General features: G+C 75.0%; 20 protein-coding genes. 3 read left to right on the forward strand and 17 right to left on the reverse strand.

Translation table 11 applies throughout. The features are described 5' to 3' along the window. Positions 1-113 precede the first annotated feature (113 nt). From ACTMS2_RS10730 to ACTMS2_RS10755, 6 genes are all read right to left on the reverse strand, one after another. Complete coding sequence (locus ACTMS2_RS10730) at positions 114-314, reverse strand: DUF3046 domain-containing protein (RefSeq protein ID WP_357087184.1); 201 nt, start codon at positions 312-314, stop codon at positions 114-116. 4 nt (positions 315-318) lie between these two features. Further along, entirely contained in the window at positions 319-1626 is a 1308-nt protein-coding gene (locus ACTMS2_RS10735) for an MFS transporter (protein ID WP_441175271.1), read from the reverse strand. A 78-nt stretch (positions 1627-1704) separates the two neighbouring features. Continuing rightward, a complete protein-coding gene (locus ACTMS2_RS10740) occupies positions 1705-2847 on the reverse strand; it encodes an acyl-CoA dehydrogenase family protein (RefSeq protein WP_089001438.1) in 1143 nt (380 codons plus the stop codon). 20 nt (positions 2848-2867) lie between these two features. Then, positions 2868-3386, reverse strand: coding sequence for a hypothetical protein (locus tag ACTMS2_RS10745; protein WP_441175272.1), 519 nt, complete (start codon positions 3384-3386; stop codon positions 2868-2870). Between the two features lie 289 nt (positions 3387-3675). Further along, on the reverse strand, positions 3676-4383 hold the full coding sequence (locus tag ACTMS2_RS10750; RefSeq protein WP_441175273.1) for a UdgX family uracil-DNA binding protein: 708 nt from the start codon (positions 4381-4383) through the stop codon (positions 3676-3678). A 44-nt stretch (positions 4384-4427) separates the two neighbouring features. After that, positions 4428-5768: an aminotransferase class I/II-fold pyridoxal phosphate-dependent enzyme gene (locus ACTMS2_RS10755; RefSeq protein ID WP_441175274.1), complete on the reverse strand. Its 1341-nt coding sequence runs from the start codon at positions 5766-5768 to the stop codon at positions 4428-4430. 34 nt (positions 5769-5802) lie between these two features. On the opposite strand from ACTMS2_RS10755, the gene ACTMS2_RS10760 reads away from it, so the two are divergent. Together ACTMS2_RS10760 and leuE are read left to right on the forward strand one after the other, a co-directional pair. After that, complete coding sequence (locus tag ACTMS2_RS10760; RefSeq protein ID WP_441175275.1) at positions 5803-7047, forward strand: bifunctional pyridoxamine 5'-phosphate oxidase family protein/GNAT family N-acetyltransferase; 1245 nt, start codon at positions 5803-5805, stop codon at positions 7045-7047. Continuing rightward, positions 7044-7712, forward strand: coding sequence for a leucine efflux protein LeuE (gene leuE / locus ACTMS2_RS10765; RefSeq protein WP_441175276.1), 669 nt, complete (start codon positions 7044-7046; stop codon positions 7710-7712). The genes ACTMS2_RS10760 and leuE overlap by 4 nt, the downstream gene beginning before the upstream one ends. Before the next feature lie 88 nt (positions 7713-7800). On the opposite strand, the gene ACTMS2_RS10770 is transcribed toward leuE, so the two are convergent. The 11 genes from ACTMS2_RS10770 to ACTMS2_RS10820 all read right to left on the reverse strand — a co-directional run bounded on the left by ACTMS2_RS10770 (position 7801) and on the right by ACTMS2_RS10820 (position 19748). Further along, entirely contained in the window at positions 7801-8718 is a 918-nt protein-coding gene (locus ACTMS2_RS10770; protein WP_441175277.1) for a sporulation protein, read from the reverse strand. A 137-nt stretch (positions 8719-8855) separates the two neighbouring features. Then, positions 8856-9920, reverse strand: coding sequence for a hemolysin family protein (locus tag ACTMS2_RS10775; protein WP_441175278.1), 1065 nt, complete (start codon positions 9918-9920; stop codon positions 8856-8858). Then, on the reverse strand, positions 9917-11266 hold the full coding sequence (locus ACTMS2_RS10780; RefSeq protein ID WP_441175279.1) for a hemolysin family protein: 1350 nt from the start codon (positions 11264-11266) through the stop codon (positions 9917-9919). Before ACTMS2_RS10780 ends, ACTMS2_RS10775 begins: the two co-directional genes overlap by 4 nt. Positions 11267-11449: 183 nt before the next feature. Beyond that, positions 11450-13006 (reverse strand): M28 family peptidase, encoded by a 1557-nt coding sequence (locus ACTMS2_RS10785; protein ID WP_441175280.1) that lies wholly within the window; start codon positions 13004-13006, stop codon positions 11450-11452. Between the two features lie 185 nt (positions 13007-13191). After that, complete coding sequence (mnhG, locus tag ACTMS2_RS10790; RefSeq protein WP_441175281.1) at positions 13192-13557, reverse strand: monovalent cation/H(+) antiporter subunit G; 366 nt, start codon at positions 13555-13557, stop codon at positions 13192-13194. Beyond that, positions 13557-13826, reverse strand: coding sequence for a monovalent cation/H+ antiporter complex subunit F (locus ACTMS2_RS10795; RefSeq protein ID WP_441175282.1), 270 nt, complete (start codon positions 13824-13826; stop codon positions 13557-13559). Before ACTMS2_RS10795 ends, mnhG begins: the two co-directional genes overlap by 1 nt. After that, a complete protein-coding gene (locus tag ACTMS2_RS10800) occupies positions 13823-14404 on the reverse strand; it encodes a Na+/H+ antiporter subunit E (RefSeq protein ID WP_441175283.1) in 582 nt (193 codons plus the stop codon). Before ACTMS2_RS10800 ends, ACTMS2_RS10795 begins: the two co-directional genes overlap by 4 nt. Beyond that, the gene (locus tag ACTMS2_RS10805) at positions 14401-15906 is read right to left on the reverse strand and encodes a Na+/H+ antiporter subunit D (RefSeq protein ID WP_441175284.1); all 1506 of its coding nucleotides are present in this window, start codon (positions 15904-15906) and stop codon (positions 14401-14403) included. Before ACTMS2_RS10805 ends, ACTMS2_RS10800 begins: the two co-directional genes overlap by 4 nt. A gap of 25 nt (positions 15907-15931) precedes the next feature. Next, a complete protein-coding gene (locus tag ACTMS2_RS10810) occupies positions 15932-16405 on the reverse strand; it encodes a Na(+)/H(+) antiporter subunit C (RefSeq protein ID WP_441175285.1) in 474 nt (157 codons plus the stop codon). After that, the gene (locus ACTMS2_RS10815; RefSeq protein WP_441175286.1) at positions 16402-19236 is read right to left on the reverse strand and encodes a Na+/H+ antiporter subunit A; all 2835 of its coding nucleotides are present in this window, start codon (positions 19234-19236) and stop codon (positions 16402-16404) included. Before ACTMS2_RS10815 ends, ACTMS2_RS10810 begins: the two co-directional genes overlap by 4 nt. A gap of 125 nt (positions 19237-19361) precedes the next feature. Continuing rightward, a complete protein-coding gene (locus ACTMS2_RS10820; protein ID WP_089001453.1) occupies positions 19362-19748 on the reverse strand; it encodes a hypothetical protein in 387 nt (128 codons plus the stop codon). 172 nt (positions 19749-19920) lie between these two features. Here ACTMS2_RS10820 and ACTMS2_RS10825 point away from each other — a divergent pair, with 172 nt between their 5' ends. Beyond that, positions 19921-24531 carry an ATP-dependent helicase gene (locus ACTMS2_RS10825; protein WP_441175484.1) on the forward strand — a complete coding sequence of 1537 codons (4611 nt, stop codon included), beginning with the start codon at positions 19921-19923 and terminating at the stop codon, positions 24529-24531. The last annotated feature ends 9 nt before the right edge of the window (positions 24532-24540 follow it).

Genomic DNA, 24540 nt, shown 5'->3' on the forward strand with positions numbered 1-24540 from the left:
CGACAGAAAACCAGCCGACCGGCCGTGAGCTGTGGACGAGCACCCCGCTGTGGACAATAGCCGAACAGGTGTACGAGTCGGCAAGCGACACGCGGAAGCCGCGAAACGGCTGCTCAGCGTAGTCGAGCGGGCACCCGGTCGGGATAGGCGGCGCAGACCGCCCGCCACACCACGTGGGCCTGCTCACCCGACGCCAGGGCCTGCTCGATGGTCCGCCCACCGAGCTGCGAGAGGACCTGGTCGCGGGCGATGCTGCCCGCGTAGCCGGGCCCGAAGGCCTCCTCCAGCCGGGACCAGAAGTCGGTCAGCCGCACGTGATCAGTCCTCCTCGTCCGGTGCCCCCACCGGCACCGGCCGCAACGCTAGCGTCACCAGGGGCACCACCGCGACCGCCGCGAGTCCGGTGAGCACCGGGTAACCGGCCGCCTCCACGACAAACCCGCTGACCGCCCCGGCGGCGGCGCCGGCCAGGCCCATGGTCAGGTCGGAGAGCCCCTGCACGCTCGGCCGGATCCCCACCGGCACCGACTCCGACAGCAGCGTCGAGCCCGCGACCATGGTCCCCGACCAGCCCAGGCCGAGCAGGAACAACCCGACCGAGAGCCAGGCCGTGTGGTGCCCGGCCGTGCCGGCGACCACGCACGCCGCGAGCAGCAGCCCGACGCCGCCGAGGATCACCGCCCGGCGACCGACCCGGTCGGTGAGCCAGCCCGCCACCGGGGCCAGCGCGTACATGCCGGCGATGTGCAGGCTCAGCACGAGACCGACCACCCGCAGCACGTCGGCGTCGTCGTGCCACTCGTGCAGGCGCACCGGGGTCATCACCATCACCGCGACCATGACCAGGTGGCCGACCGCCACCGCGACGATGCCGAGCCGGGCGGCCGGCCGCGCGCGTACCACCGCCCAGGCGGCCCGCATGCCCGCACCGCCCCGGGCGGTCGGCGCCGGCACGACGACGGGGGTCGCCGGGGTGCCGGTCGCCGCCAGCCGGCGCGCCGTAAGCAGCGGGTCCGGCCGCAGCAGCGCCAGGATCGCCCCGGCGGCCAGCACGAGCGCGACGGCGCTGAACGCGAACGGACCGGCCAGCGTCGGCAGCCCCCAGCCGCTGGTGGTGCGGTCGGCGAGCGAGGCGAAGTTCGGCGCGGCGACCGCGCCGAGGGTGGTGGCCCAGACGATCAACGAGAGCTGGCGGCCCCGGCGCACCGGCTCGGCCAGGTCCACCGCCGTGTAGCGGGCCTGGAGGTTGGCCGCGCTGCCGCCGCCGAACAGGAGCATGCCGAGGAAGAGCAGCGGGACCCAGCGGGTCACCGCGGCGAGCACCACCAGAGCGCCGCCGGCCGCGCCGGTCAGGTACGCCACGACCAGGCCGGGCCGCCGGCCACGGACGGTCATGATCCGGGTGACCGGCACGGCGAGCAACGCCCCGCCCACGACGGCGGCGCTGCTGACCAGGCCCGCCACGGCGGTGCCGGCGATGTCGGAGGCGAGCAGCGCCCCGACGGCGACGCCGATGGTCACCCCGATCCCGCCGATGATCTGGGTGACGAAGAGCAGCCGCAGGGTACGCCGCTGGATGGCCGCGACGTCGGGCGCGGCGAGCGGCGCGGCGAGGTCGGTGGCCATGGCGGCTCCTTCGGGGTAAGGGGCGAGATGCCATCTCATCCTTGCGCACCAGCCCCGCCGCCCGGCAGCCGGTTGACGCTACAGCCCGAGGCCCCGACCGATGATCTCCTTCATGATCTCGGTGGTGCCGCCGTAGATGGTCTGCACCCGCCCGTCCAGCCAGGCCTTCGCCACCGGGTACTCCAGCATGTAGCCGTAGCCGCCGTGCAGCTGCACGCAGCGGTCGGCGACCCGGTTCTGCAACTCGGTGGTCCACCACTTCGCCTTGGCCGCGTCGGTGACCGAGAGCCGGCCGGCGTCGTACTCCGCGACGCAGTGGTTGACGAAGGTGCGGGCGATGGTGACCTCGGTGTCGAGCTCGGCGAGCAGGAAGCGGTTGTGCTGGAACGCGCCGATCGGCCGGCCGAACGCCTGCCGGGAACGCGCGTAGTCGAGGGTGACGGCGAGCAGCCGCTCGGCGGCGGCCACCGCGGCGACGGCGATGCTGAGCCGCTCCCGGGGCAGGTTGGCCATCAGGTGGTAGAAGCCGTGGTTCTCGGTGCCGATCAGGTTCTCCGCCGGCACCCGGCAGTCGTCGAAGAACAGCTCGGCGGTGTCGTTGGCCTTGAGCCCGACCTTGGCCAGCCGCCGGCCCCGGGAGAAGCCGGGCGTACCGCTCTCCACGGCGATCAGGCTCACCCCGTGCGCGCCCTGGTCCGGGGCGGTACGCACGACCACGACCACCAGGTCGGCCATCTCGCCGTTGGTGATGAAGGTCTTCTGGCCGTTGAGCACCCAGCCGTCGCCGTCGCGGACCGCGCTCGTACGGATGCCGGCCAGGTCGGAGCCGGCGCCCGGCTCGCTCATCGCGATCGCGGTGACCAGGTCGCCGGAGCAGAACCCGGGCAGCCAGCGCTTGCGCTGCTCGTCCGTGGTGAGTTCGGTCAGGTACGGCGCCACCACGTCGTTGTGCAGGCCGAAGCCGAGCCCGGTGCAGCCGGCGGCGACGATCTCCTCGTCCAGCACGGCGTTGAACCGGAAGTCGCGCTGCCCGCCGCCGCCGTACTCCGTGTCGACGTCCATGCCCAGCAGGCCGGCGGCCCCGGCGCGGCGCCACACCTCGCGGTCGACGATCCCGTCGGCCTCCCAGCGCTCGTGGTGGGGCACCGCCTCGCGGGTCAGGAACTCGCGGCACAGCTCGCGGAACTCCTCGTGGTCGCGCTCGTAGAGATGCTGCTCCATGGCGGCAAGTGTGGCACCGCTCACCCGCCCTGCCCAGGGCCGCCGAGCGAGCGTTCCAGTCGGCGCACCCTGGCCAGGGTCAGGGCGGCGACGCCGAGCACGGCGGCGAGGACGGTGCCGAGCAGGCCGGCGGTCAACGGCCGGTCGAGCGCCGCCGCGAGCGCGGCCAGCCCGCCGAAGAGCGCGACGCCGCCTGCCAGGCCGAGCACCGCCCCGCGCCGGGCCACGGGCAGGTGGTCGACCGTAGCCGCCCGGGCCTGCTCGTCGGCCGGGAGCTGGCCCCGATGCAGCGCGCGGCGGGCCGCCTCCCACGCCGGATCACGGTCGGCCCGCACGACCCAGCCGAGGGCCAACGGGAACAGCCCCCAGGGCACGCCGCCCACCCCCGCGCCGAGCAGGGCCTCCGCCGGGGAACGACCGGAGCCATCGAGCAGCCGCGCCACGAACCAGGCGACGGTGGCGAGCGCGGCGGCCAGCACGTACGGGCCGGGCGCGCCCAGCCGGATCAGTGGCGGACGGCGGGTGCGGCGGGGGGACATGCCCGGAGCGGTACCCGGTCGCCTCCGCAGGCACTCCCCCGCGCCCGCCGATGCTGGCCGGTCGTGCCGCTGAGCCAGGGACGCGGGCTTCAGCGGGCGAAGAAGCGACCGGGGTGGGCCGGGCGCGTCCTTTGGAGCTGATGTCACAAACGCATCAGCGCTCCGGACGCCCTGATGTCGCAAACGACTCAGCTCGAAAGGGCCGGCGCGGCAATCCCAGCGCGGGCCTGCGCCCTCGCATCGACCGAAGCCCGGGCCGCCGAGAGCCTGCTGCGCGGTCGACGCCTCGCTACCGGCCGGCGAGGGCGCGGGCGGCCACGGTGAGGTCGGCGACCAGCCCCTCGTACGCCTTGTCCTGGTCGTCCGCGCGCAGCACGGCGGACGGGTGGATGGTGGCCAGCAGCCGGGCCGGCGGGGCGTCCGCGACGGCGCCCGTGGAATCCACCGGCACCCGCCGGAAGTCCTCCGGGTGCTGGGCCGACTCCGGCCAGGGCAGCAGCTCGCCGCGCTGGCGGGTGACCCGGAACGTCGGGCCGAGCAGGGCCTTGGCGGCGGTGGCGCCCAGCACCACCACGATCTCAGGGCGGAGCTGGGCGAACTCGGCCACCAGCCAGGGCCGGCAGGCGGTGACGTGCACCCGGTCCGGGGTCTGGTGGATGCGTCGCCTGCCGCGCAGCTCGAAGCGGAAGTGCTTCACCGCGTTGGTGAGGTAGATGTGGCCGGGGTCGAGCCGGGCGTCGTCGACCGCCTTGCGCAGCAGCCGGCCGGCGGGGCCGACGAACGGCAGGCCCTTCTGGTCCTCCAGGTCGCCGGGCTGCTCGCCCACGAAGACCACCCGCGCGCCGGCCTCGCCGCGACCGAAGACGGTCTGCGACGCGTCCCGGTAGAGCTCGCAGCCCCGGCAGCCGGCGGCGGCGGCGCGCAGGTCGTCGAGGGTGTCGGCGCGCGCCGGGATGAACTTCTGCGCGCCCGGCGCGGTCTCGGTCTGCTCGGCCATGACGACTGTTCTACCCGGTGCGGGAGGGAACACGCGCTCCCCCCTCACGCCGTGAAGTCGGCGGCGGGGGCGGGCCGGACCGCCCGGGCCACCGCCTCGGCCAGCTCCGGGATCTCCGCCTCGGCCAGCGAACTGACGGTGATCCGCAGCGCCGGCGGGCCGGCGATGCGGTGCAGCGCGCCGGGCGCGACCGCCCAGCCGGCGTCGCGCAGCGCGGTCAGCACGCTCGTCTCGTCGTCGACCGGCAGCCAGACGTTGATGCCGCTGCGCCCGTGGGCGGTCAGGCCGTGGTCGGCGAGCGCCCCGATCAGCGCCGCGCGCCGCCGCTCGTAGCTGCCGGCGGCCCGGTCCACCAGCGCGGCCACGGCGGGGTCGCGCCAGAGCGCCAGGACCAGCCGTTGCAGCACCGTGGAGACCCAGCCGGCGCCGACCCGGGCGCGCCCGGCCACCCGGGCCACGGTGGTCTCGTCGCCCACCAGCACGGCCAGCCGCAGGTCGGGGCCGAACGGCTTGCTCACCGAGCGGACGAAGGCCCACGTCGGGGTCGCCCCGGCGAGCGGGTGCAGCGGTACGCGGGCCAGTTCGGCGGCGTGGTCGTCCTCGATCAGCAGCAGGTCGGACCGCCCGGCGAGCAGGGCGCGCAGCTCGCCGGCCCGTTCGGCGGAGACCGCCGCGCCGGTGGGGTTCTGGGCCCGGCTCGTCACGATCAGCGCCCGCGCGCCGGCGGCGAGGGCGGCGCCGACCCCGGCAACGAGCGGACCGTCGTCGTCGACCGGCACGCCGATCGGCCGCAGTCCGAGCGCGGCGACCAGGTCGAGCAGGTTGGCCCAGCCCGGGTCCTCGACCGCGACCGCGTCCCCGGGGCGCAGGTGCGCGCCGAGCAGCCGCTCGATGCCGTCCAGCGCCCCGCCGGTGACGGTCAGCTCCGCTGCCGGTACGCCGTCGGCGGCCAGCCGCTCGCGGGCCGCCTCGGCCAGCTCGGGCAGTACCCCGGCGGCCGGGTAGCCGACCGGCTCGCCCGCGGCGGCGGCCAGGCCGGCGAGGTGTGCCCCGAGGGGTGGCAGCAACCGCACGTCCGGCTCGCCCCGGGAGAGGTCGCGCAGGCCGGCGGCGGGCGGCGGGCGCAGCGCGGAGCGGCGGGCCGCCACGGGCGGCCGGGGCCGGACCCGGGTGCCGTGCCGGCCGGCGGTGACCACCAGGCCCCGCTGGCGCAGCTCCTGGTAGGCGCGGGCGGCGGTGGCGGGGCTCACCGCGAGCCGGGCGGCGAGCTCGCGCACCGGCGGCAGCGCGTCGCCGGGGGCGAGGGCGGCGGAGCGGATGCCCGATTCGATGCTGGCCGAAATCTCGGCGGCCGTCGTACCGACGAACTGATAGCGTGCTGACACAAATCAGGGATTGTACTAGAACAAAGGTCGAGTCATGTACACACCCACCGACCGGACCACCGCCAGCCGCTCCCGGGAGCGGATGAGCTACGACGAGGCCGCCGCGCACGCCGTCCTCGACGAGGCGTACGACTGCGCGCTCGGGTTCACCGTCGACGGCGAGCCCCGCGTGCTGCCCACCCTGCACGTGCGCATCGGCGACACCCTCTACCTGCACGGCTCCACCGGCAGCCGGCCGCTGCTCGCCGCCCGGGGCGAGGGGCTGCCGGTCTGCGTCGCCGTCACCCTGCTCGACGGCCTCGTCTACGGCCGCTCGCAGTTCCACCACAGCGCCAACTACCGCTCGGTCGTGGCGCACGGCACCGCGCGGCTGGTCGCCGACGAGCGGGAGAAGCTGCGGATGCTGACCGCCCTGGTGGAGAAGGCCGCCCGGGGGCGCAGCGCCGACAGCCGTCCGCCCTCGCGCCGGGAGCTGGCCGAGACGGCCGTGCTGGCCCTGCCGCTTCGGGAGGTGTCGGTGCGCGCCCGCGCCGGCGGCGTACGCGACGAGGAGACCGACCTCGCCCTGCCGCACTGGGCCGGCGTGGTGCCGCTGCGGCTGACCGCCGGGGCGCCCGAGCCCGACGCCGGGGTGGGCGTGCCGGTGCCGGCGTACCTGCGGGAGCGGACCTCGCCGTGGCTCGATCCGGCGGTGCTGCGCGGGGAGCACGTGCTGCTGGAACCGCTCGACCTCGCGCACGCCGACGAGCTGCACGCCGCGACCGCCGACCCGGAGGTCTGGCGGCACCTCGGCAGCCCGCAGCCGGCCGACCCCGCCGGCACCGCCGAGGGGATCGCCGTCGCCCTGGCCGCCCACCGGCGGGGCGAGCGGGTGCCGTGGGTGCAGCGCTGCGCCGTGACCGGCGCCGTGGTTGGCACGACCTCCTTCTACGAGGTGGACCCGGAGCGCCGGGCGGTGGCGATCGGCTACACCTGGCTGGGCCGGCCCTGGTGGCGCACCGGGATCAACACGGAGGCGAAGCTGCTGCTGCTCGCCCGCGCCTTCGAGGAGCTGGGCGCGGTACGGGTGGTCTGGCACACCGACATCCGCAACGAGCGCTCGCAGCGGGCGATCGAGCGCCTCGGTGCGTCCCGCGAGGGGGTGCTGCGCCGGCACCGGCTCCGCCCGGACGGCTCCTGGCGGGACACCGTGCAGTATTCGATGACCGTCGACGAGTGGCCGAACGCACAGGTCACGCTGCGGGAAAGGCTTCGCCGGGCGGCACCCGTGGCCTCATGATGGCGGGCGTGCTGGGTATCACCGACATCTGGACGTACGTGCTGGGCACCGTGGCGATCGTTCTGCTGCCCGGGCCCAACTCCCTCTTCGTGCTCTCCACCGCCGCCCAACGGGGCGTGAGGGCCGGCTACCGGGCCGCCGGCGGGGTCTTCGTCGGCGACTGGGTGCTCATGGTCCTCTCCGCCGCCGGCGTGGCGTCGCTGGTCCAGGCGTACCCGCCGCTCTTCCTCGTGATCAAGTACGCCGGCGCCGCGTACCTCGGCTATGTGGGGTTGACGATGCTGCGCGGCGCGTGGCGGCGCTGGCGGACGCGCAACGACCCGGCCACCCCGCGGCTCATCGACGCCGCGGAGCCGGCGGCGCTGCGCAGCCCGTTCCGCAAGGCGCTGGTGATCAGCCTGCTCAACCCGAAGGCGATCCTCTTCTTCGTCTCGTTCTTCATCCAGTTCGTGGACCCGGGCTACGCCTGGCCGGCCCTGTCGTTCCTGCTGCTCGGGCTCATCGCCCAGGTCACCAGCGCGCTCTACCTGACCGCGCTGATCTTCACGGGCACGTTCCTGGCTGCCCAGTTCCGCCGGCGCCACCGCCTGGCCGCCGGCGCCACCACGGGTGTCGCCGCGCTCTTCCTCGGCTTCAGCCTCAAGCTGGCCACCGCCAGCGCCTGACCCGGCGGGGCCGCCGGCACGCCCTGGCCCTGCCGGGACGGTCGCCGCCTGACGCTGCCGGGGCGGTGCCTCGCCGCCCCGCTCCGGGTCAGGTGCCGTCGCCGCCGCCGGAGCCGCCGCCGCCGGCCGTGCCGCCCAGGCCGAAGCCGGGGTGGATCGGCTCGTCCGGCGGGCGGCTGACGTGCGCCGACTCGGAGATGGTCGCGGACCAGTCGGCGTGCGCGGCGGCCGCCGCGTGCCGGTTGATCGCCGCGCGCAGCCAGGCGTCCACGGTCGCGACCCAGTCCCGCTGCTCGGCGCCGGTGTGCCAGACCCGGAACCGGCTGATGCTCTGGTGGGTGATCCCGGCCAGGGCCAGCCGCCGGTCCAGCCAGAGGATCACCTCCAGGCCGGCCGGCTCGGCGATGAAGATCAGCTCCAGCTCGGTGATCGGTCCGGCGTAGAGCGGCGCCACCCAGTAGCCCAGCCGCTGGTGCAGGGGCAGGGTCTGCGCCACCCCCGGCAGCCGCACGTCGACCAGGCCGGCCTGGCGCATGCTGAAGCCGAGCGTGTCGAGGGCCGCCAGGACGTGCGCCTGGGTGGGCAGCGGGTGCACGAAGACCGGCACCATCGCGCCCTGGTCGAGCCCCGGCCCGACAGCCACCTCCGTACGCAGCCCCATCCGCAGGCTGAGCAGGGGCACCCCGCCGAAGACGGTCACGGGGGTCTCCCACGGCAGCGGGAACTCGAACGGGATCGAGCGGCCCCGCCCGGCGCGCAGCACGAAGGCGCCAGCCACCGTGGCCTGGTGGAACTGCACCAGGCGACGGGGCGCCTCCGGGTCGTCCGGTTCGGCCGTGGTGACCAGGCCGAGCCGGACGTGCAGGACGGGTACGTCGGTGGAGCCGGCGACGACGGTGACCCGCCCCGGCAGCCGGAGCCCGGGGCGGGTGCTCGGGTTGGCCAGGGCCGTGCGCACCGACAGTCCGGTCCCGCCGGACTCGGGCGACACCCCCGTCAACCGCACAGCACTCCCCCGTCCACGACCGGGCCGCGCCTGCCCGTCACCCCCCATGGTCGCGGACCTCGCCCGGGCCCCTCCATGGTCGCGGACCCGGCGGGTGGCCGCCCCGACTTCGGCGAACAGCGGCCACCCCTCCGGTCTCATCTCATGCGTCGCCCGCGCGGCACCGGGTCGGTCTCGTCGTCGAACTCGCCGATGACCTCCTCCAGCAGGTCCTCCAGTGCGACGAAGCCGACCGGCCGGGCCGGCCCGCCGCCGTTGCGCACCAGCGCGAGCTGGGACTGCCGGGCGCGCATCTCCGCCACCGCCTCGGTCACCGACGCCGTGGCCGGCAGGGTGAGGGCGTTGGTCATCAGGTCCCCGGCGGTGACCGTACGGCCCGTGGTGGTGGCCCGCACCGCCTCCCGGACGTGGACCAGGCCGCAGACGTCGCCGCTGGCGTCCAGCACGGCCAGCCGCGACCGGCCGCTGTCCCGGCTGACCTGCTCGATGCGGTCGGCTCCCTCGTCGCGGCGCACCGTCACCATCTGGTCGAACGGCTCCATCACCTGCGCCACCGTGGTGCCCTGGAGTTCCAGCATGCTGGTGAGCATCTCGTGCTGTTCGGCGCCCAACAGGCCGTGCTCGCGGGACTGCTCCAGCAGCATCCGCAGCTCGTCCGGGCCGTGCACCTGGGCGAGCTGGTCCTGCGGGTTGACCTTGACCAGCCGCAGCATCGCGTTGGCCAGCGCGTTCATCACCGACAGCACCGGCCGGGCGACCCGCGCGAAGGCGCGGAACGGCAACGCCAGCAGCACCGCCGAGCGCTCCGGGTGGGTGATCGCCCAGGACTTCGGCGCCATCTCCCCGACCACCAGGTGCAGGAAGGTGACGACGCTCAGCGCGAAGATCAGCGCGATCACGTGGCTCGCGGCGTCCGGCAGCCCGACCGCGTGCAGCAGCGGGCTCAGCAGGTGCTCGATCGCCGGTTCGGCGAGCGCGCCGAGACCCAGGGTGCACAGGGTGATGCCGAGCTGCGCGCCGGCGAGCATGAGCGACAGCTCACGTACGCCGTCCAGCGCGGCCCGGGCGGCCCGGCCGCCACCGGCGGCGGCGTGCTCCAGCCGGTAACGCTTGCTGGCCACCAGGGCGAACTCGGCGGCCACGAAGAAGCCGTTCAGCGCCAGCAGGATCACCGACGTGAAGAGCGCGATGCCGGGGCTCACGCGGACACCTCCCCGGGCTCGGCGATCCGCAGCCGGACGGAGTCGGCCACGTGCCGGTCGACGGCCAGCACCTCGACCAGGGCGCGCGGTCCCTCCGCGCCGTCCTCGCCGTCGGCCGGCAGGCTGATCTCCAGCCGGTCACCGACCTCGGGGACGCGCCCCAGCTCCCGCATGACCAGGCCGGAGAGCGTGTCGTACTCCGGGGCCTCGGGCAGTTCGATGCCGGTGCTGTCGGCGACCTCGTCGATGCGCCAGCGGGCCGGCACCACCCAGGAGCCGTCCGCCTGGCGGGCCGGGGCCCGCTCCGGCGGGTCGTCCTCGTCCCGGATCGGGCCGACGAGTTCCTCGGCGATGTCCTCCAGCGTGATCACGCCGGCGAAGCCGCCGTACTCGTCGACCACGCAGGCGAGCTGCCGGTGGCCGGAGCGCAGGCGGTCCAGCACGGTCGGCAGCGGCAGCGTCTCCGGCACCAGGAGCGGAGGGCCGGCGACCGCGCTGACCGGGGTGCTCGCGCGCTTCTCCGGGGGTACGCCGAGCACGTCGGCGATGCCGACCACGCCGACGAGGTCGTCGACGCCCTCGGTACCGCGTACGGGGAAGCGGGACTTGCCGGTGTCCAGCAGCTCGACGACCCGGCTGAGCGGCTCGTGCGCGCGTACGGTGTGCACGTCGACGCGGGGCACCATGGCCTCGCCCGCGGTGAGCCCCCGGAAGTCGAGCCCCCGGTCGAGCAGCGTGGACATCTCGGCGGTCAGGTGCCCCTCCTGGCGGGACTCGGCGATGATCTGTTCCAGGTCCTGCGGGGTGGCGCCGCTGGGCAGCTCCTCGATCGGCTCGATGCCGACGCGACGCAGCAGCCGGACGGCGGCCCGGTCGAAGAGCTTGATCAGCGGGCCGGCGATCTTGAGATAGAACAGGGTGGAACTGCTCAGGGCCTTCGCGAGGGGCTCGGCCCGGGCGATGGCGAGGTTCTTCGGGGCCAGCTCACCGAGGACCATCTGCACCACGGTGGCGAGGACCAGGGCCAGGGCGACCGAGAGCGGCAGGCTGACCGCCGTCGAGATGCCGGCGCCCCCGAGCAGCTCGGCCAGCCCGGCGCCGAGGAACGGCTCGGCGACGTAACCGACCAGCAGGGCGGTGACGGTGATGCCGAGCTGGGCGCCGGAGAGCATGAACGACAGCCGCCCGGTCACCTCCAGCGCCCGGGCGGCGGCCTTGTCGCCGTCGTCGGCCAGCTGCTTGAGCCGGCCGCGGTCCACGGCGACGTAGCCGAACTCCTGGGCCACGAAGTAACCCGTGGCGACGGTGAGAACGATGATGAGGAGAAGACCAACGACGATCAACACGGGTCGCTCAGGGCTCCCGGGGACGTCGGGGTCGGGATACGCCGGGCACGACCCGGCTGGCTACTGCTGCCCTCCTGGGCAGAAGAGTCGATCATGCGGCCCATTTTATCGGGATCGGCTGGATATCCGCTGAAGGTGTGCCGAAGGCCCCCGACACCGGCCGGTCGGGGGCCTCTTCCGGCGTCAGCTCTGGGTGATCTTCACGTCGTCGACGGCCGCCTCGACGAGGCTGGCGCCGCTGGCGTCGGCCGCGTCGATCACGATCCGTACGGTCTGTCCCCGCAGGGCGGAGACGTCGACGCTGGCGCTCTGCCAGGCCGCCGCCCGGTTGGTCGCGGCCCCGGTCGCGTTCAGCGCCGTGACGGTGCCGCTGCCCACCACCCGTACGCGCAGGTAGTCGGCGCTGCTGGCGTTGTTCAGGTGGGCCAGGTACCAGGAGAACGAGAGGTTCAGGGTGCCGGTCGACGGCAGCGTGATGGCCGGCGACTGGATGGTGCTCACCCCGCCGTCGAGGTCGTACGCCCCGGCGCTGCTGCCGGCGAGCGGCCCGGTGACCAGGTCGTAGCTGCCGCTGACGGTCGTGCCGAGCTGGGTGGCCACGCCGGAGCTGGTGGCCGCCGGGTCGCCGCGCTCCCACCGGCCGAGGGTGGCGGTGTCCGTGCCCGCCGGGTCGGCGGTCCACCCGGTGGCGGTCTCGAAGGTGTCGCTGAAGACGGTGGTGCCCGGCGGGGTGCCGGTGCCGGCCAGCGCCCACACCGTGTACGCGATGGCGTCGGCGTTGCGGTCCAGCGCGGTGTCGTTGATGTTGCTGGTGGTGTCGCAGGAGCGGTGGTAGCACGGGTCGAACGCCTGGCCGGCCGTGCCGCCCCAGAGCGAGGCCTGGGCGCTGGACTTGGTGCCCTCGGCGCCGGTGAAGGTGCCGCCGGCCGGGATGCCGACGTTGATGAACGGCCCGTAGTCGCTGCGGCCGTCGAAGTCGGTGCCCCGGGTGGGCACGCCGATCGAGCTGAAGTACGCCTGGATGGTCTGCTCGATCTGCGCCGAGCCGGCCGGGCCGGGGCCGGAGCCCACCCCGTCGGAGTTGTCGCCGTCGTAGACGAAGTAGCCGGCGTTGGGTGAGCCGACCATGTCGAAGTTCAGGTACTGCTTGATCTTGGTGCGCTCGGTCGACGGCAGGTTGTTCACGTAGTACTGGGAGCCGCGCAGCCCGAGTTCCTCGGCGCCCCACCAGCCGAAGCGCAGGTGCTTGGTGGGGGTGAAGCCGCTGCGGGCCACCGCGAGCGCGGTCTCCAGGATCGCGGCCGAGCCGGAGCCGTTGTCGTTGATCCCGGGGCCGGCGGTGACGCTGTCCAGGTGCGCCCCGGTCATGACCACCTGGTTCGGGTCTCCGCCGGGCCAGTCGGCGATCAGGTTGTAGCCGGTGGCGCCGCCGTAGCTGAACGACTGCACCACGGTGGTGAACCCGGCGGCGTCGAGCTTGCCCTTGACGTAGTTGACCGAGGCGAGGTAGCCGGGGCGACCGTGCGCCCGGTTCCCGCCGTTGGCGGTGGCGATGGACTGGAACTGGGACAGGTGCGCCTTCACATTGGCCAGCGGGATGTCCGGGGGCGCGGCGAGCGCCGCGGGGGCGGCGGGAACCGTGGTGGTGGGCGCGGCGGTCGCCGAGGAGGCGGTCACGACCGTCGCCGCCGCCACGGCCAGCGCGGCCAGCCAGGCGGAGCGGGGGGTGCGGGGTCTCATTGGTCCTCCGGGGTCCGGTGGTCCCGGTCCCGCCGGGTGGGCGGTGACCGGCGGACGGCCGTTGATCGACAGCCATCACTGCGAAAGCGTGCAGCGGGGCAGACCACCCGGCAAGACGCAAGACTCAGATTCGTCGCAGTCCCCGAATTGGGACGCCACGGATGCGATCCCCCGGAGGTCGCGGGTCAGGACGGATCGCCCCCGCCACCCGCACGACGGTCGGCGGGCGCGAGTTCGTCGGCGTCGAGCAGGGCCGGCTCGACCCGGCCGGCGCGGTACGCGGCCCGGCCGATCATCTGCGCCGCCACGGGAGCGGTGGCCAACTGGAAGATCCCGACCAGCGCCACCATGCCCAGGTCGGCCGGGGTACGCAGCCGCAGCGCCACGCCGAGCAGAAGGAGCAGCACCCCGAGCACCTGCGGCTTGGTCGCGGCGTGCATCCGGTCCAGCGTGCCCGGGAAGCGCAGCACCCCGATCCCCGCGGCGAGGCTCAGCAGCGCGCCGGCCACCAGGCAGCCGCCGCCCAGCCAGTCGGCCAGCGTGCCCCACATCAGGCCTCCCCGTCCTCGCGGACGGCGAAGCGGACCAGCGACACCGACCCGACGAAGCCGAGCATGGACAGCGCCACCAGCACCGGCAGGGTGGTGGCGTGACGGTTCACCGCGGCCTCCGCGCCCACCGCGCCCACCATCGTGGCGAGCAGCATGTCGGCCGCGACCACCCGGTCGATCAGCGACGGCCCGCGGTAGAGCCGGATCAGGGCCAGCAGCGCGGTCACCGAGAACAGGAGGGTGAGGATGGCGGCGAGTAACGTGGTCACGGTTCGGGTCCCCTCTCGACGGGATCGGCGCTGACCCGGCGGACCTCGGCGGCGGAGCCGACGGCGCGCACGAGCCGCCGCTCGACGGCGAGGATCCGCCGCCGGCTGCCCCTGAGGTCCTGCGGGCCGCGGGTGTCGAACACGTGCACGTAGAGGACCCCGGTGTTGCGGTCGACCTCGACGATCAGCGTGCCCGGCACCAGCGACAGCGCCTCGGCGGTGAGCGCCAGGTTCAGGTCGGTGTGCACCCGCAGGCGGACCGCGATGATCGCCGCCCGTGGCTGGTAGCCGGGCTGCACCGCGACCCGCGCGACGTGCGCGCTGGCGCTGACCAGTTCGCCGACGAAACGCACCACGAAGACCAGCAGCGGCCCGAGGCGCAACCGGCCGCCGAAGCTCACCGGCGGCAGCGGGAAGAACACCAGCACGGCGCCGGCCACCACCACCCCGCCCACGAGGTTGCCCCAGGAGAAGTCCCCCCACAGCAGTATCCAGACCAGCACCAGCCAGCCGAAGGCGATCAACTGGTCGCGCCGCCGCCCCCGCCCGCGCGGCGGTGCCTGCGGGCCCGGGGTCACGGGGCACCGGCCGGCAGCACGGAACGGATGTACGGGGTGCGCTCGCGCAGGTCGACCGCCGCGTCGGCGGTGACGTCGAACAGCGGCCCGGCGACGACGGTCAACGCCAGCCCCAGCCCGACCAGCGCGATCGTCGCGCCGACCATCAACGCCGGCAGGCGCACGACCGGCTCGGCGGTGGCCAGTTGCGGCGCGCGCCAGAAGGCGATGTTCCACACCCGCGAGGCCACGTAGAGGGTGAGCAGGCTGGTCACGGTCCCCGCCGCCACCAGCGCGCCGGGCAGCGGCTCGCCGGCCGCGACGCCGGCCTGGAGCAGGCCGAGCTTGCCGAGGAACCCGGAGAAGGGCGGAATCCCGGCGAGGTTCATGGCCGGGACGAAGAAGAGGACGCCGAGCAGCGGGGCCGCCCGGGCCAGCCCGCCGATGCGGCGCAGGTCGGTACTGCCGGCCCGCTCCTCGACGAGACCGGCGACCAGGAACAACGTGGTCTGGATGGTGATGTGGTGCACCACGTAGAAGATCGCGCCGGAGAGCCCGGCCACGGTGCTCAGCCCCACGCCGAAGATCATGTAACCGATGTGGCTGACCAGGGTGAAGGAGAAGAGCCGCTTCATGTCGGACTGGGCCACCGCGCCGAGGATGCCGACCAGCATGGTCAGTCCGGCCACCACCATCAGCGGCCCGGCGAGCTGACCGCCGGGGAACAGCAGCGTCTCGGTGCGGATGATCGCGTACACGCCGACCTTGGTGAGCAGGCCGGCGAAGACCGCCGTGACGGGGGCCGGGGCGGTCGGGTAGCTGTCCGGCAACCAGGCCGAGAGCGGGAAGACCGCCGCCTTGACCCCGAAGGCGAGCAGCAGCATCAGCTGGAGGGTCAGCCGTACGCCGTCGGGCAGCGCGTCCAGCCGGTGCGCCAGCTGGGCCATGTTCAGGGTGCCGGTGGCCGCGTACACCAGGCCCACCGAGGCGAGGAAGATCATCGAGGAGAGGATGCTGACCACCACGTACGTCGAGCCGGTGCGGATCCGGGTCTCGGTGCCGCCGAGGGTGATCAGCACGAAGCTCGCGGCGAGCAGGATCTCGAAGCCGACGAAGAGGTTGAACAGGTCGCCGGCGAGGAACGCGTTGGTCACGCCGGCGGTCAGCACCAGGTAGGTCGGGTGGTAGATGGTCACCGGCACGGTCTCGCCGAAGTCGCCCTGCCCCTGGCCGACGGAGTAGAGCAGCACGCACAGCGTCACCGCCGAGGAGACCACCAGCATCAGCGCGGCGAGCTGGTCCGCGACCAGCACGATACCCACCGGCGCCGGCCACCCGCCGACCTGGACCACCACCGGCCCGTGCCGGTACGCCTGCACCAGCAGCACCGCCGCCACCACCAGCGTGACCGCCAGGCAGGTGACGCTGACGACGCGTTGCAGCCCGGGCCACCGGAACAGCAGCAGGGTCAGCGCCGCGCCCAGCAGCGGCACCACCACGGGCAGCGGCACGAGCCGGCTCATCGGGCGCCCCCTCCCGCGTACCCGGTCATCCGGGGCCGCCCCCGCGCCGGCGCGGCGGCTCCGGGTCGACCTGCTCGGGGTCGGCGTCCGGGCCCTCGCCCCCGAGGTCGGCGGTGGCCAGCTCGTTGCGCTCGGCCGCCTCCCGGACCTGCCGGTCCTCGATGTCGTCGGGGACCTCGTCGTCGCCGGTGAGGTACCAGCTGCGGTAGCTCACCGCCAGCAGGAACGCGGTCAGCCCGAAGGTGATCACGATCGCGGTGAGGATCATGGCCTGCGGCAGCGCGTCGCTCAGCGTGCCGGCGGGCGCCGTGCCGACCACCGGGGCGGCCCCCGCGCGCCCGCCCAGCAGGATCAGCACGTTGACCCCGTTGCCGAGCAGGATGACGCCGAGCAGGATCCGGCTCAGGCTGCGTTCCAGCAGCAGGGTGACCCCGCAGCCGCACAACACCCCGGCGGCCACGACCAGCACCAGGGCCGGTCCCGCGACGCCGCTCCTCACGCCCGCTCCCCCCGCCGGTCGACCCGCAGCCCGCCCCCGGACTCGCCGGCCGCCTCGATGTGCCGGTCCACCTCGGCGCCGAGGCTGCGCAGGATGTCCAGCACCAGCCCGACCACGACGAGGTAGACGCCGACGTCGAAGAAGAGGGACGTGATCAGGTAGAAGTCGCCGATCACGGGCAGCCACAGGTCGATCCGGGCGCTCTCGAGCACCGACCCGCCCGCGAGCAGCGAGACAGTCCCGGTGCCGATCGAGACGAGCAGGCCGGCGCCGAGCACCGTGCCGGCGCCGACGGGGGCCGCCTCGGCCAGCTCGTAGCGCCCGCCGGCCAGGTAGCGCACGGCCAGCGCCAGGCTCGCCACCAGGCCGCCCGCGAAGCCGCCGCCCGGCGCGTTGTGGCCGGAGAAGAGCAGGAACAGGGAGAAGACCACCACCGTGTGGAAGACCAGCCGGGTAACCACCTCCAGCACGATCGAACGCTGCCGCTCGTGCAGGGTCGCCCCGCCGCGAAGCCAGACCCGGTGCCCCGGCCGCTGCACCCGCTTCGGCGGCTCGGGGCGACGTGGGCGGGGCCCGGTGCGGGAGCGCTGGAAGACCAGGCTGGCCACGCCGGTCGCGGCCACCACCAGCACCGACAGCTCGCCCATCGTGTCCCAGGCCCGGATGTCGACCAGGGTCACGTTGACCACGTTGCGGCCGTACCCCTGGGTGACCGCCAGATCCGGGAACGCGTCGGAGATGGTGGGCGCCTGGCGGGCCGCCGCGGCGGTCAGGGCCAGCCCACCGACCACGACGCCGACGGCCGCCCCGATCGCGCGGCGTACCCACCGCCTGCGTCTCGGGCGGGCCGAGAACCGCTCCGGCAGCCGGCGCAGCACCAGCACGAACACCGCGATGGTGGCGGTCTCGACGAGGAACTGGGTCAGCGCCAGGTCCGGCGCGCCGTGGGCCACGAAGAGCATCGCGGTGCCGTAGCCCGTCATGCCCACCAGCAGCATCGCCGTCAGCCGCCGGCGGGCGCCCACCGCGAGCACCGCCGCGACGGTCACCACCGTCACCACCAGGACCTGCAACGGGCTGTCCCAGAGGGCGATCCGGTCCCGCCACGGCCGGGTGGCCAGCATCGCCCCGCCGGGCACCACCGTGAGCACCAGCAGGATGACGCCGAGGTACTGCGGCAGCGAGCCGCGCTGGGTGGCTCCGGTGACCTCGATGGCCAGCCGGTCGAGGCGGCGGGTGGTCCACTCGTACCCCTGGTTGCCGGTGACCGGGACGTGCAGCCGGGCCAGCACCGGGGCGAGCGGTCCGCGCAGCGCGAACAGGACCGCGCCGCCGGCCACGGCGAGCGCGGAGAAGCCGAGCGCGGGGCTGAGGCCGTGCCACAGCGCCAGGTCCTTGCCGACCGTGCCGAACAGCTCGCCGTACGGGCGGAGCAGGCCGTCGAGGATCCCGGCGGCCGGGCCGGCGAGCAGCCCGACGGCGGCCAGCAGGGCCGGTGGGCCGAGCATCGACGCGGGAACCCGCCCGAGGACGGTCGGCGCCACGCCCGGCCGGGTGGCGAACGCGCCCCAGACGAACCGGGCGCTGTAGGCGACGGTGAGCGCGGCGCCGGCCACCAGTACGACGAGGACGGCGGGCCGGTCGATGAAGGCGGCCAGCACGGCCTCCTTGGCGACGAAGCCGACCAGCGGTGGCAGCCCGGCCATCGACGCGGCGGCGAGCACCGTCACAGCGACGAGCAGCGGCGCGCCGCGCCTGAGCCCGGACAGTTCCCGCAGGTCGCGGGTGCCGGCGCCGTGGTCGATGATGCCGACGACGAGGAACAGCGGCGCCTTGAACAGCGCGTGGGCCAGCAGCATCGCCGCCCCGGCCAGCGCGGTGTCGGGGGTGCCCGCCCCGATCGCCACCGCGATCAGGCCGAGCTGGCTGACCGTGCCGTACGCCAGCAGCAGCTTCAGGTCGGTCTGCCGCAGCGCCGCCCAGCCCCCGGCCAGCATGGTGGCCAGGCCCGCGACCACGACCACCGGCCGCCACGGGCCGACGGCCGCCAGCACCGGGGCGAGCAGCCCGATCAGGTAGACGCCCGCCTTCACCATCGCGGCGGCGTGCAGGTACGCGCTCACCGGCGTGGGGGCCGCCATCGCCACCGGCAGCCACGAGCTGAACGGCAGCAGCGCCGACTTGGACAGCGCCCCGGTGAGGATCAGCAGCACCGCCGTGACCAGGTACGCCCCGCCCGGCAGCGGGGCCGCGACGATCTCCGACCAGCGGTAGGTGCCGGCGTGCCCGCCCAGCATGATGAACCCCACCAGCATCGCCAGCCCGCCGAGCGTGGTCACGGTCAGCGCCTGCGCCGCCGCCCACCGGCTGGCACGCCGCTCGGCGCTGTGCCCGATCAGCAGGTACGAGAAGATCGTGGTGAGTTCCCAGCACACGTAGAGCAGCAGCAGGTCGTCGGCGAGGACGAGGCCGAGCATCGCCCCCGCGAAGGCCACCATGACGGCCGCGAAGCGGGCCACGCCGGTGGACTCCCGGCCGAAGTAGTGGGCGCTGTAGATCAGGACCAGCGCGCCGACGCCGCCGACGAGCAGGACCATCAGCCAGGACAGGGTGGTCAGCCGCAGCGCCAGGTCCACGTCGAGTTGGCCGATCCACGGGTACGTCTCGACCACCGCCCCGCCGTCGCGCACGGCGGGGGTGCGGGCCAGCGCCCAGCCGAACGCGGCCGCCGGCGCCAGCGCCAGCGGGTAGCAGGCGCGGGGACCCCACCACCGGACGAGCAGCGGCGCGACGAGGGCCGCCACGCAGTGGAGGATCAGCAGTACGAGCACCCGCGCTCCCGGTCGAGGTGGCTGCGGCGCGCGCCTGAGGTGGGACGGCACCTAGGTGCGATCACACGCCAGTTCGTCACACGGCGGGCGGTTTTGCGCGAATTCGTCCCGGTTGTGGTGGACGCTCAGCCGACGATGACCTCGGCGGCGGGGGCGACGGGTTCGCGGGCGGGACGCTCACGCCGGGGCTCCACCAGCAGGTCGGGGCGGCCGAGCTGGACCACGACCTTGTTGACCACCCGTTGGGCGGCGGCGAGGGAGCGCACCGGCAGCAGCCGGCCCCGGCTCTCGCGCCGTAGCACGAAGTAGTGCACGGCGGCGCGGACCTGTCCCCGGTCGGCCGCGCTGGCCTGCGCGGTGGAGACGACCAGCTCCCGCAGCGCGGCGGCGAGCCGCTCGGCCAGCTCCAGCTCCGGGCCGGACAGGCCGGTGCGGACGGCGGCGAGATGACTGTCGACCTTGCGGATCAGCACGTCGGTGCTTGGCTCGAAGCTCCGCTGCTCGACGGTCAATCCGATCCCCTCCACCCCAGGCTGACGCTCCGAGTGAAGTTACTTTATGTTGTGGGACACAATCAAGCAGTTAAGTAAGACTTAATGGATTAAACGTGCAAACGGCGCGGTGGGGCCGGAGCGGGGCGCCGCGTCCCCGGCGAGGGCCTGAATGTCGGTCCGTCGGGGCAGGATGGTCGGCGTGACGGATGCGATGGCGGGTTTCGGCGCGGCCACCCGGGAGTGGTTCGGCGCCGCCTTCGCCGCGCCCACCGCCGCCCAGACCGGCGCGTGGCATTCCGTCTCCGCGGGGCGCAACGCGCTGGTGGTGGCCCCCACCGGTTCGGGCAAGACGCTGGCGGCGTTCCTCTGGTCGCTCGACCGGCTGGCCCGCGAGCCCGCCCCGGCCGACCCCCGGCACCGGTGCCGGGTGCTCTACGTCAGCCCGCTCAAGGCGCTCGCGGTCGACGTCGAGCGCAACCTGCGCACCCCCCTGACGGGCATCCGGCAGGCCGCCACCCGGCTCGGCGTCGCGCCGCCGGAGATCACCGTGGGGATGCGCACCGGCGACACCCCCGCCGACGAGCGACGGGCCTTCGCGCGCACCCCGCCGGACATCCTCATCACCACGCCCGAGTCGCTGTTCCTGCTGCTCACCTCCGCCGCCCGCGACTCCCTGCGCGGGGTCGAGACGGTGATCGTCGACGAGGTGCACGCGGTCGCCGGCACGAAGCGCGGGGCCCACCTCGCGCTCTCCCTGGAGCGCCTCGACGAGCTGCTGCCCGCCCCGGCGCAGCGGATCGGCCTCTCCGCCACCGTCCGGCCGGTCGACGCGTGCGCCCGCTTCCTCGGCGGCGCCCGCCCCGTCGACGTGGTCGCGCCACCCAGCGCCAAGACGATCGAGGTCAGCGTCCAGGTCCCGGTGGAGGACATGACCCGCCTCGACGAGCAGGAGCCGCCGCAGGACGACCTCGGCGGTCTCGGCGCACGTCGGGCGTCCATCTGGCCGGCGCTGGAGGAGCGCGTCTTCTCCCTGGTCAGGGCGCACCGCTCGACCATCGTCTTCACCAACTCCCGGCGTTCCGCCGAGCGCCTCTGCGCCCGGCTCAACGAGCTGGCCGGCGAGGAGTCGGCCGGGCAGGAGTCGGCCGGCGGGTCCCCGCCGGCGGCCCGCGAGGGCGACGGGTGGGGCGGCCCCGCGGGGCCGGTGCGCGTCGGCCGTACGCCCGCGGAGCTGATGGCGCAGGCGGGCGCGGCGGCCGGCGCGCCGCCCGTGATCGCCCGCGCCCACCACGGCAGCGTCTCCCGCGAGGAGCGCAAGCACATCGAGGAGGCGCTCAAGTCCGGTCAGCTGCCCGCCGTGGTGGCCACCTCCAGCCTGGAGCTGGGCATCGACATGGGCGCCGTCGACCTGGTGGTGCAGATCGAGGCGCCGCCCAGCGTGGCCGCCGGCCTGCAGCGGGTCGGCCGGGCCGGGCACCAGGTCGGCGCGGTCTCCCGCGGCGTGGTCTTCCCCAAGCACCGGGGCGACCTGCTCTCCTGCACGGTGGTGGCCGAGCGGATGGCCGACGGCGCCATCGAGGAGCTGCACCATCCGCGCAACCCGCTCGACGTGCTGGCCCAGCAGATCGTCGCCATGGTGGCGTTGGAGCCGTGGCGCGTCGGCGACCTGGCCGTGCTGGTACGCCGGGCGGCACCATTCGCCGAGCTGCCCGACTCGGCCCTGCACGCCGTGCTCGACATGCTCTCGGGCCGCTACCCGTCCACCGCGTTCGCCGAGCTGCGGCCCCGGCTGGTCTGGGACCGCGCCACCGACACGCTCACCGGCCGGCCCGGCGCGCAGCGGCTCGCGGTGACCAGCGGCGGCACCATCCCCGACCGGGGGCTCTTCGGCGTCTTCCTGGCCGGGGCCGAGCGGGCCGCCCGGGTCGGCGAGCTGGACGAGGAGATGGTCTACGAGTCCCGGGTCGGCGACGTCTTCCTGCTCGGCTCGTCGTCCTGGCGGATCGAGGAGATCACCCCCGACCGGGTGCTGGTCTCGCCGGCCCCCGGCCAGGCGGCGAAGATGCCGTTCTGGAAGGGCGACCAGCTCGGCCGGCCCGTCGAGCTGGGCCGGGCCATCGGCGCGCGGGTGCGCGCCCTGCTGCGGCAGGACGACGAAACGGCCGTGGCCGCGCTGCGGGCCGGCGGGCTGGACGACTGGGCCGCCGGCAACCTGATGGCCTACCTGCGCGAGCAGCGCGCCGCCACCCGGTCCCTGCCCGACGACCGCACGGTGGTGGTCGAGCGGTTCCGCGACGAGCTGGGCGACTGGCGGCTGGCCGTGCACAGCGTCCTCGGCGCCCGGGTCAACGGGCCGTGGGCGCTGGCCATCGGCCGCCGGCTCGCCGAGCGCTACGGCGTGGACGCGCAGGTGATGCCGTCCGACGACGGCATCGTGGTCCGACTGCCCGACACGGCCGACGAGCCGCCCGGCGCCGACGTGGTCGTCTTCGAGCCGGAGGAGATCGCCCAGCTCGTCGAGGAGTCGGTCGGCACGTCCGCGCTCTTCGCGTCCCGGTTCCGCGAGTGCGCCGCCCGGTCGCTGCTGCTGCCCCGGCGCGACCCGCGCCGCCGCCAGCCGCTGTGGCAGCAGCGCCAGCGCGCCGCCCAGTTGCTCGACGTCGCCCGCGAGTACGCCGACTTCCCCGTCACCCTGGAGGCCGCCCGGGAGTGCCTCCAGGACGTCTTCGACCAGCCCGCGCTGGCCGAGCTGATGCGCGACCTGGCCGCCCGCAAGGTGCGCCTGGTCGAGGTGGAGACCGCCCAGCCGTCGCCGTTCGCCCGGTCGCTGCTCTTCGGCTACGTCGGGGCGTTCCTCTACGAGGGCGACGCGCCGCTGGCCGAGCGCCGGGCCGCCGCGCTGGCGCTGGACTCGACCCTGCTCGGCGAGCTGCTGGGCCGGGTCGACCTGCGGGAGCTGCTCGATCCGGCGGTGCTGGCCGAGACCGAGCGGCAGCTGCGCTGGCTGACCGAGCAGCGCCGCCCGCGCGACGCGGAGGACGTGGTCGAGCTGCTGCGCGTGGTCGGCGACCTCTCCGAGGCGGAGCTGGCCGAGCGGGGTGCCTCACCCGGGTGGCTGACGGAGCTGGCGGCGGCCCGGCGGGTGCTGCGCGTACGCGTCGCCGGCGAGGAGCGCTGGGTGGGCGTCGAGGACGCCGCCCGGCTGCGCGACGCCCTCGGCGTGGCCCTGCCGGTCGGGGTGGCCGAGGCCTACCTCGCCCCGGTGGCCGATCCGCTCGGCGACCTCGTCGCCCGCTACGCGCGTACGCACGGGCCCTTCGTCGCCGCCACCTGCGCGGCCCGCTTCGGGCTCGGCGTCTTCGTGGTCGAGCAGGCGCTGCGCCGGCTCGCCGCCACCGGGCGCGTGGTCGCCGGCGAGTTCACCCCCGACACCGCCGGCAGCCAGTGGTGCGACGCGGAGGTGCTGCGGCTGCTGCGCCGCCGTTCCCTGGCCGCGCTGCGCCGGGAGATCGAGCCGGTGCCGCCCCGGGCGCTGGCCGCGTTCCTGCCCCGCTGGCAGCAGGTGGGCTCCTCCGCGCGGGGGGTGGAGGCGCTGGCCGCCGCCGTGGAGCAGTTGCAGGGGGCGGCGGTGCCGGCGTCGGCGCTGGAACGGCTGGTGCTGCCCGGCCGGGTCGCCGACTACTCCCCCGCCCAGCTCGACGAGCTCTGCGCCAGCGGCGAGGTGCTCTGGGCCGGCTCCGGCGCCATCTCCGGCGGCGACGGCTGGGTCACCCTCGCGTACTCGGACGTCGCGCCGCTGCTGCTCCCCCCGCCCGACGAGGCGCTCACCCGCACCCCGCTGCACGACGCGGTGCTGGACGCGCTCGGCGACGGGCAGGCGCTGTTCTTCCGGTCGCTGTCCGACCGGGTCGGCTCGACCGACGACGCCGCGCTGGCCGCCGTCGTCTGGGACCTGGTGTGGGCCGGTCACCTCACCAACGACACCCTGGCGCCGTTGCGCGCGGCGCTCGGCGGCGGCGGGGCGCACCGCTCCCGGGCCGCCGCGCCGCGCACTCGCTACCGACGCCCCGGGCGGGTGGCCCTGCCGACGCGGGGCGGCCCCCCGACCGTCGCCGGCCGCTGGTCCCGGCTGCCGGAACGCGACACCGACCCGACCCGCCGCGCCGCGGCCCTGGCCGACGTGCTGCTCGAACGGCACGGCGTGGTGACCCGGGGCGCGGTGCTGGCCGAGCAGGTCACCGGCGGTTTCGCCGCGGTCTATCCGGTGCTCTCGGCGCTGGAGGAGCGCGGCGCGGCCCGGCGGGGCTACTTCGTCGAGGGCCTGGGCGCGGCGCAGTTCGCGGTGCCGGGTGCGGTGGACCGCATCCGGGCGCTGGCCGAGCCGACCGACGGCGGGCGGGGGCGCGGCGGGCCCGCCCTGGTGCTCGCGGCCACCGACCCGGCCAACCCGTACGGTGCGGCGCTGTCCTGGCCGGAGCGGGCCGTCGACTCGGGCGACGGGGCCACCCCGGCGACCGGGCACCGGGCGGGGCGCAAGGCCGGTGCCGTGGTGGTGCTGGTCGCCGGCGACCTGGTGCTCTACGTCGAGCGCGGCGGGCGGACCATCCTCTCCTTCACCGACGAGGCGGACCTGCTGGCGGCGGCCGGTAAGGCGCTCGCCGACGCGGTGCACTCGGGCGCGTTGGGCGCGATGTCGGTGGAGCGGGCCGACGGCGGGGCGGTGCACTCCTCGCCACTGCACGACGCGCTCACCGCGGCCGGCTTCCGCGCCACCCCGCGCGGCCTGCGCCTGCGCGGCTGACCCGCCCCG

It is taken from the genome of Micromonospora sp. SD12 (assembly GCF_052068495.1).
GTDB classification, from domain to species: domain Bacteria; phylum Actinomycetota; class Actinomycetes; order Mycobacteriales; family Micromonosporaceae; genus Micromonospora; species Micromonospora echinofusca.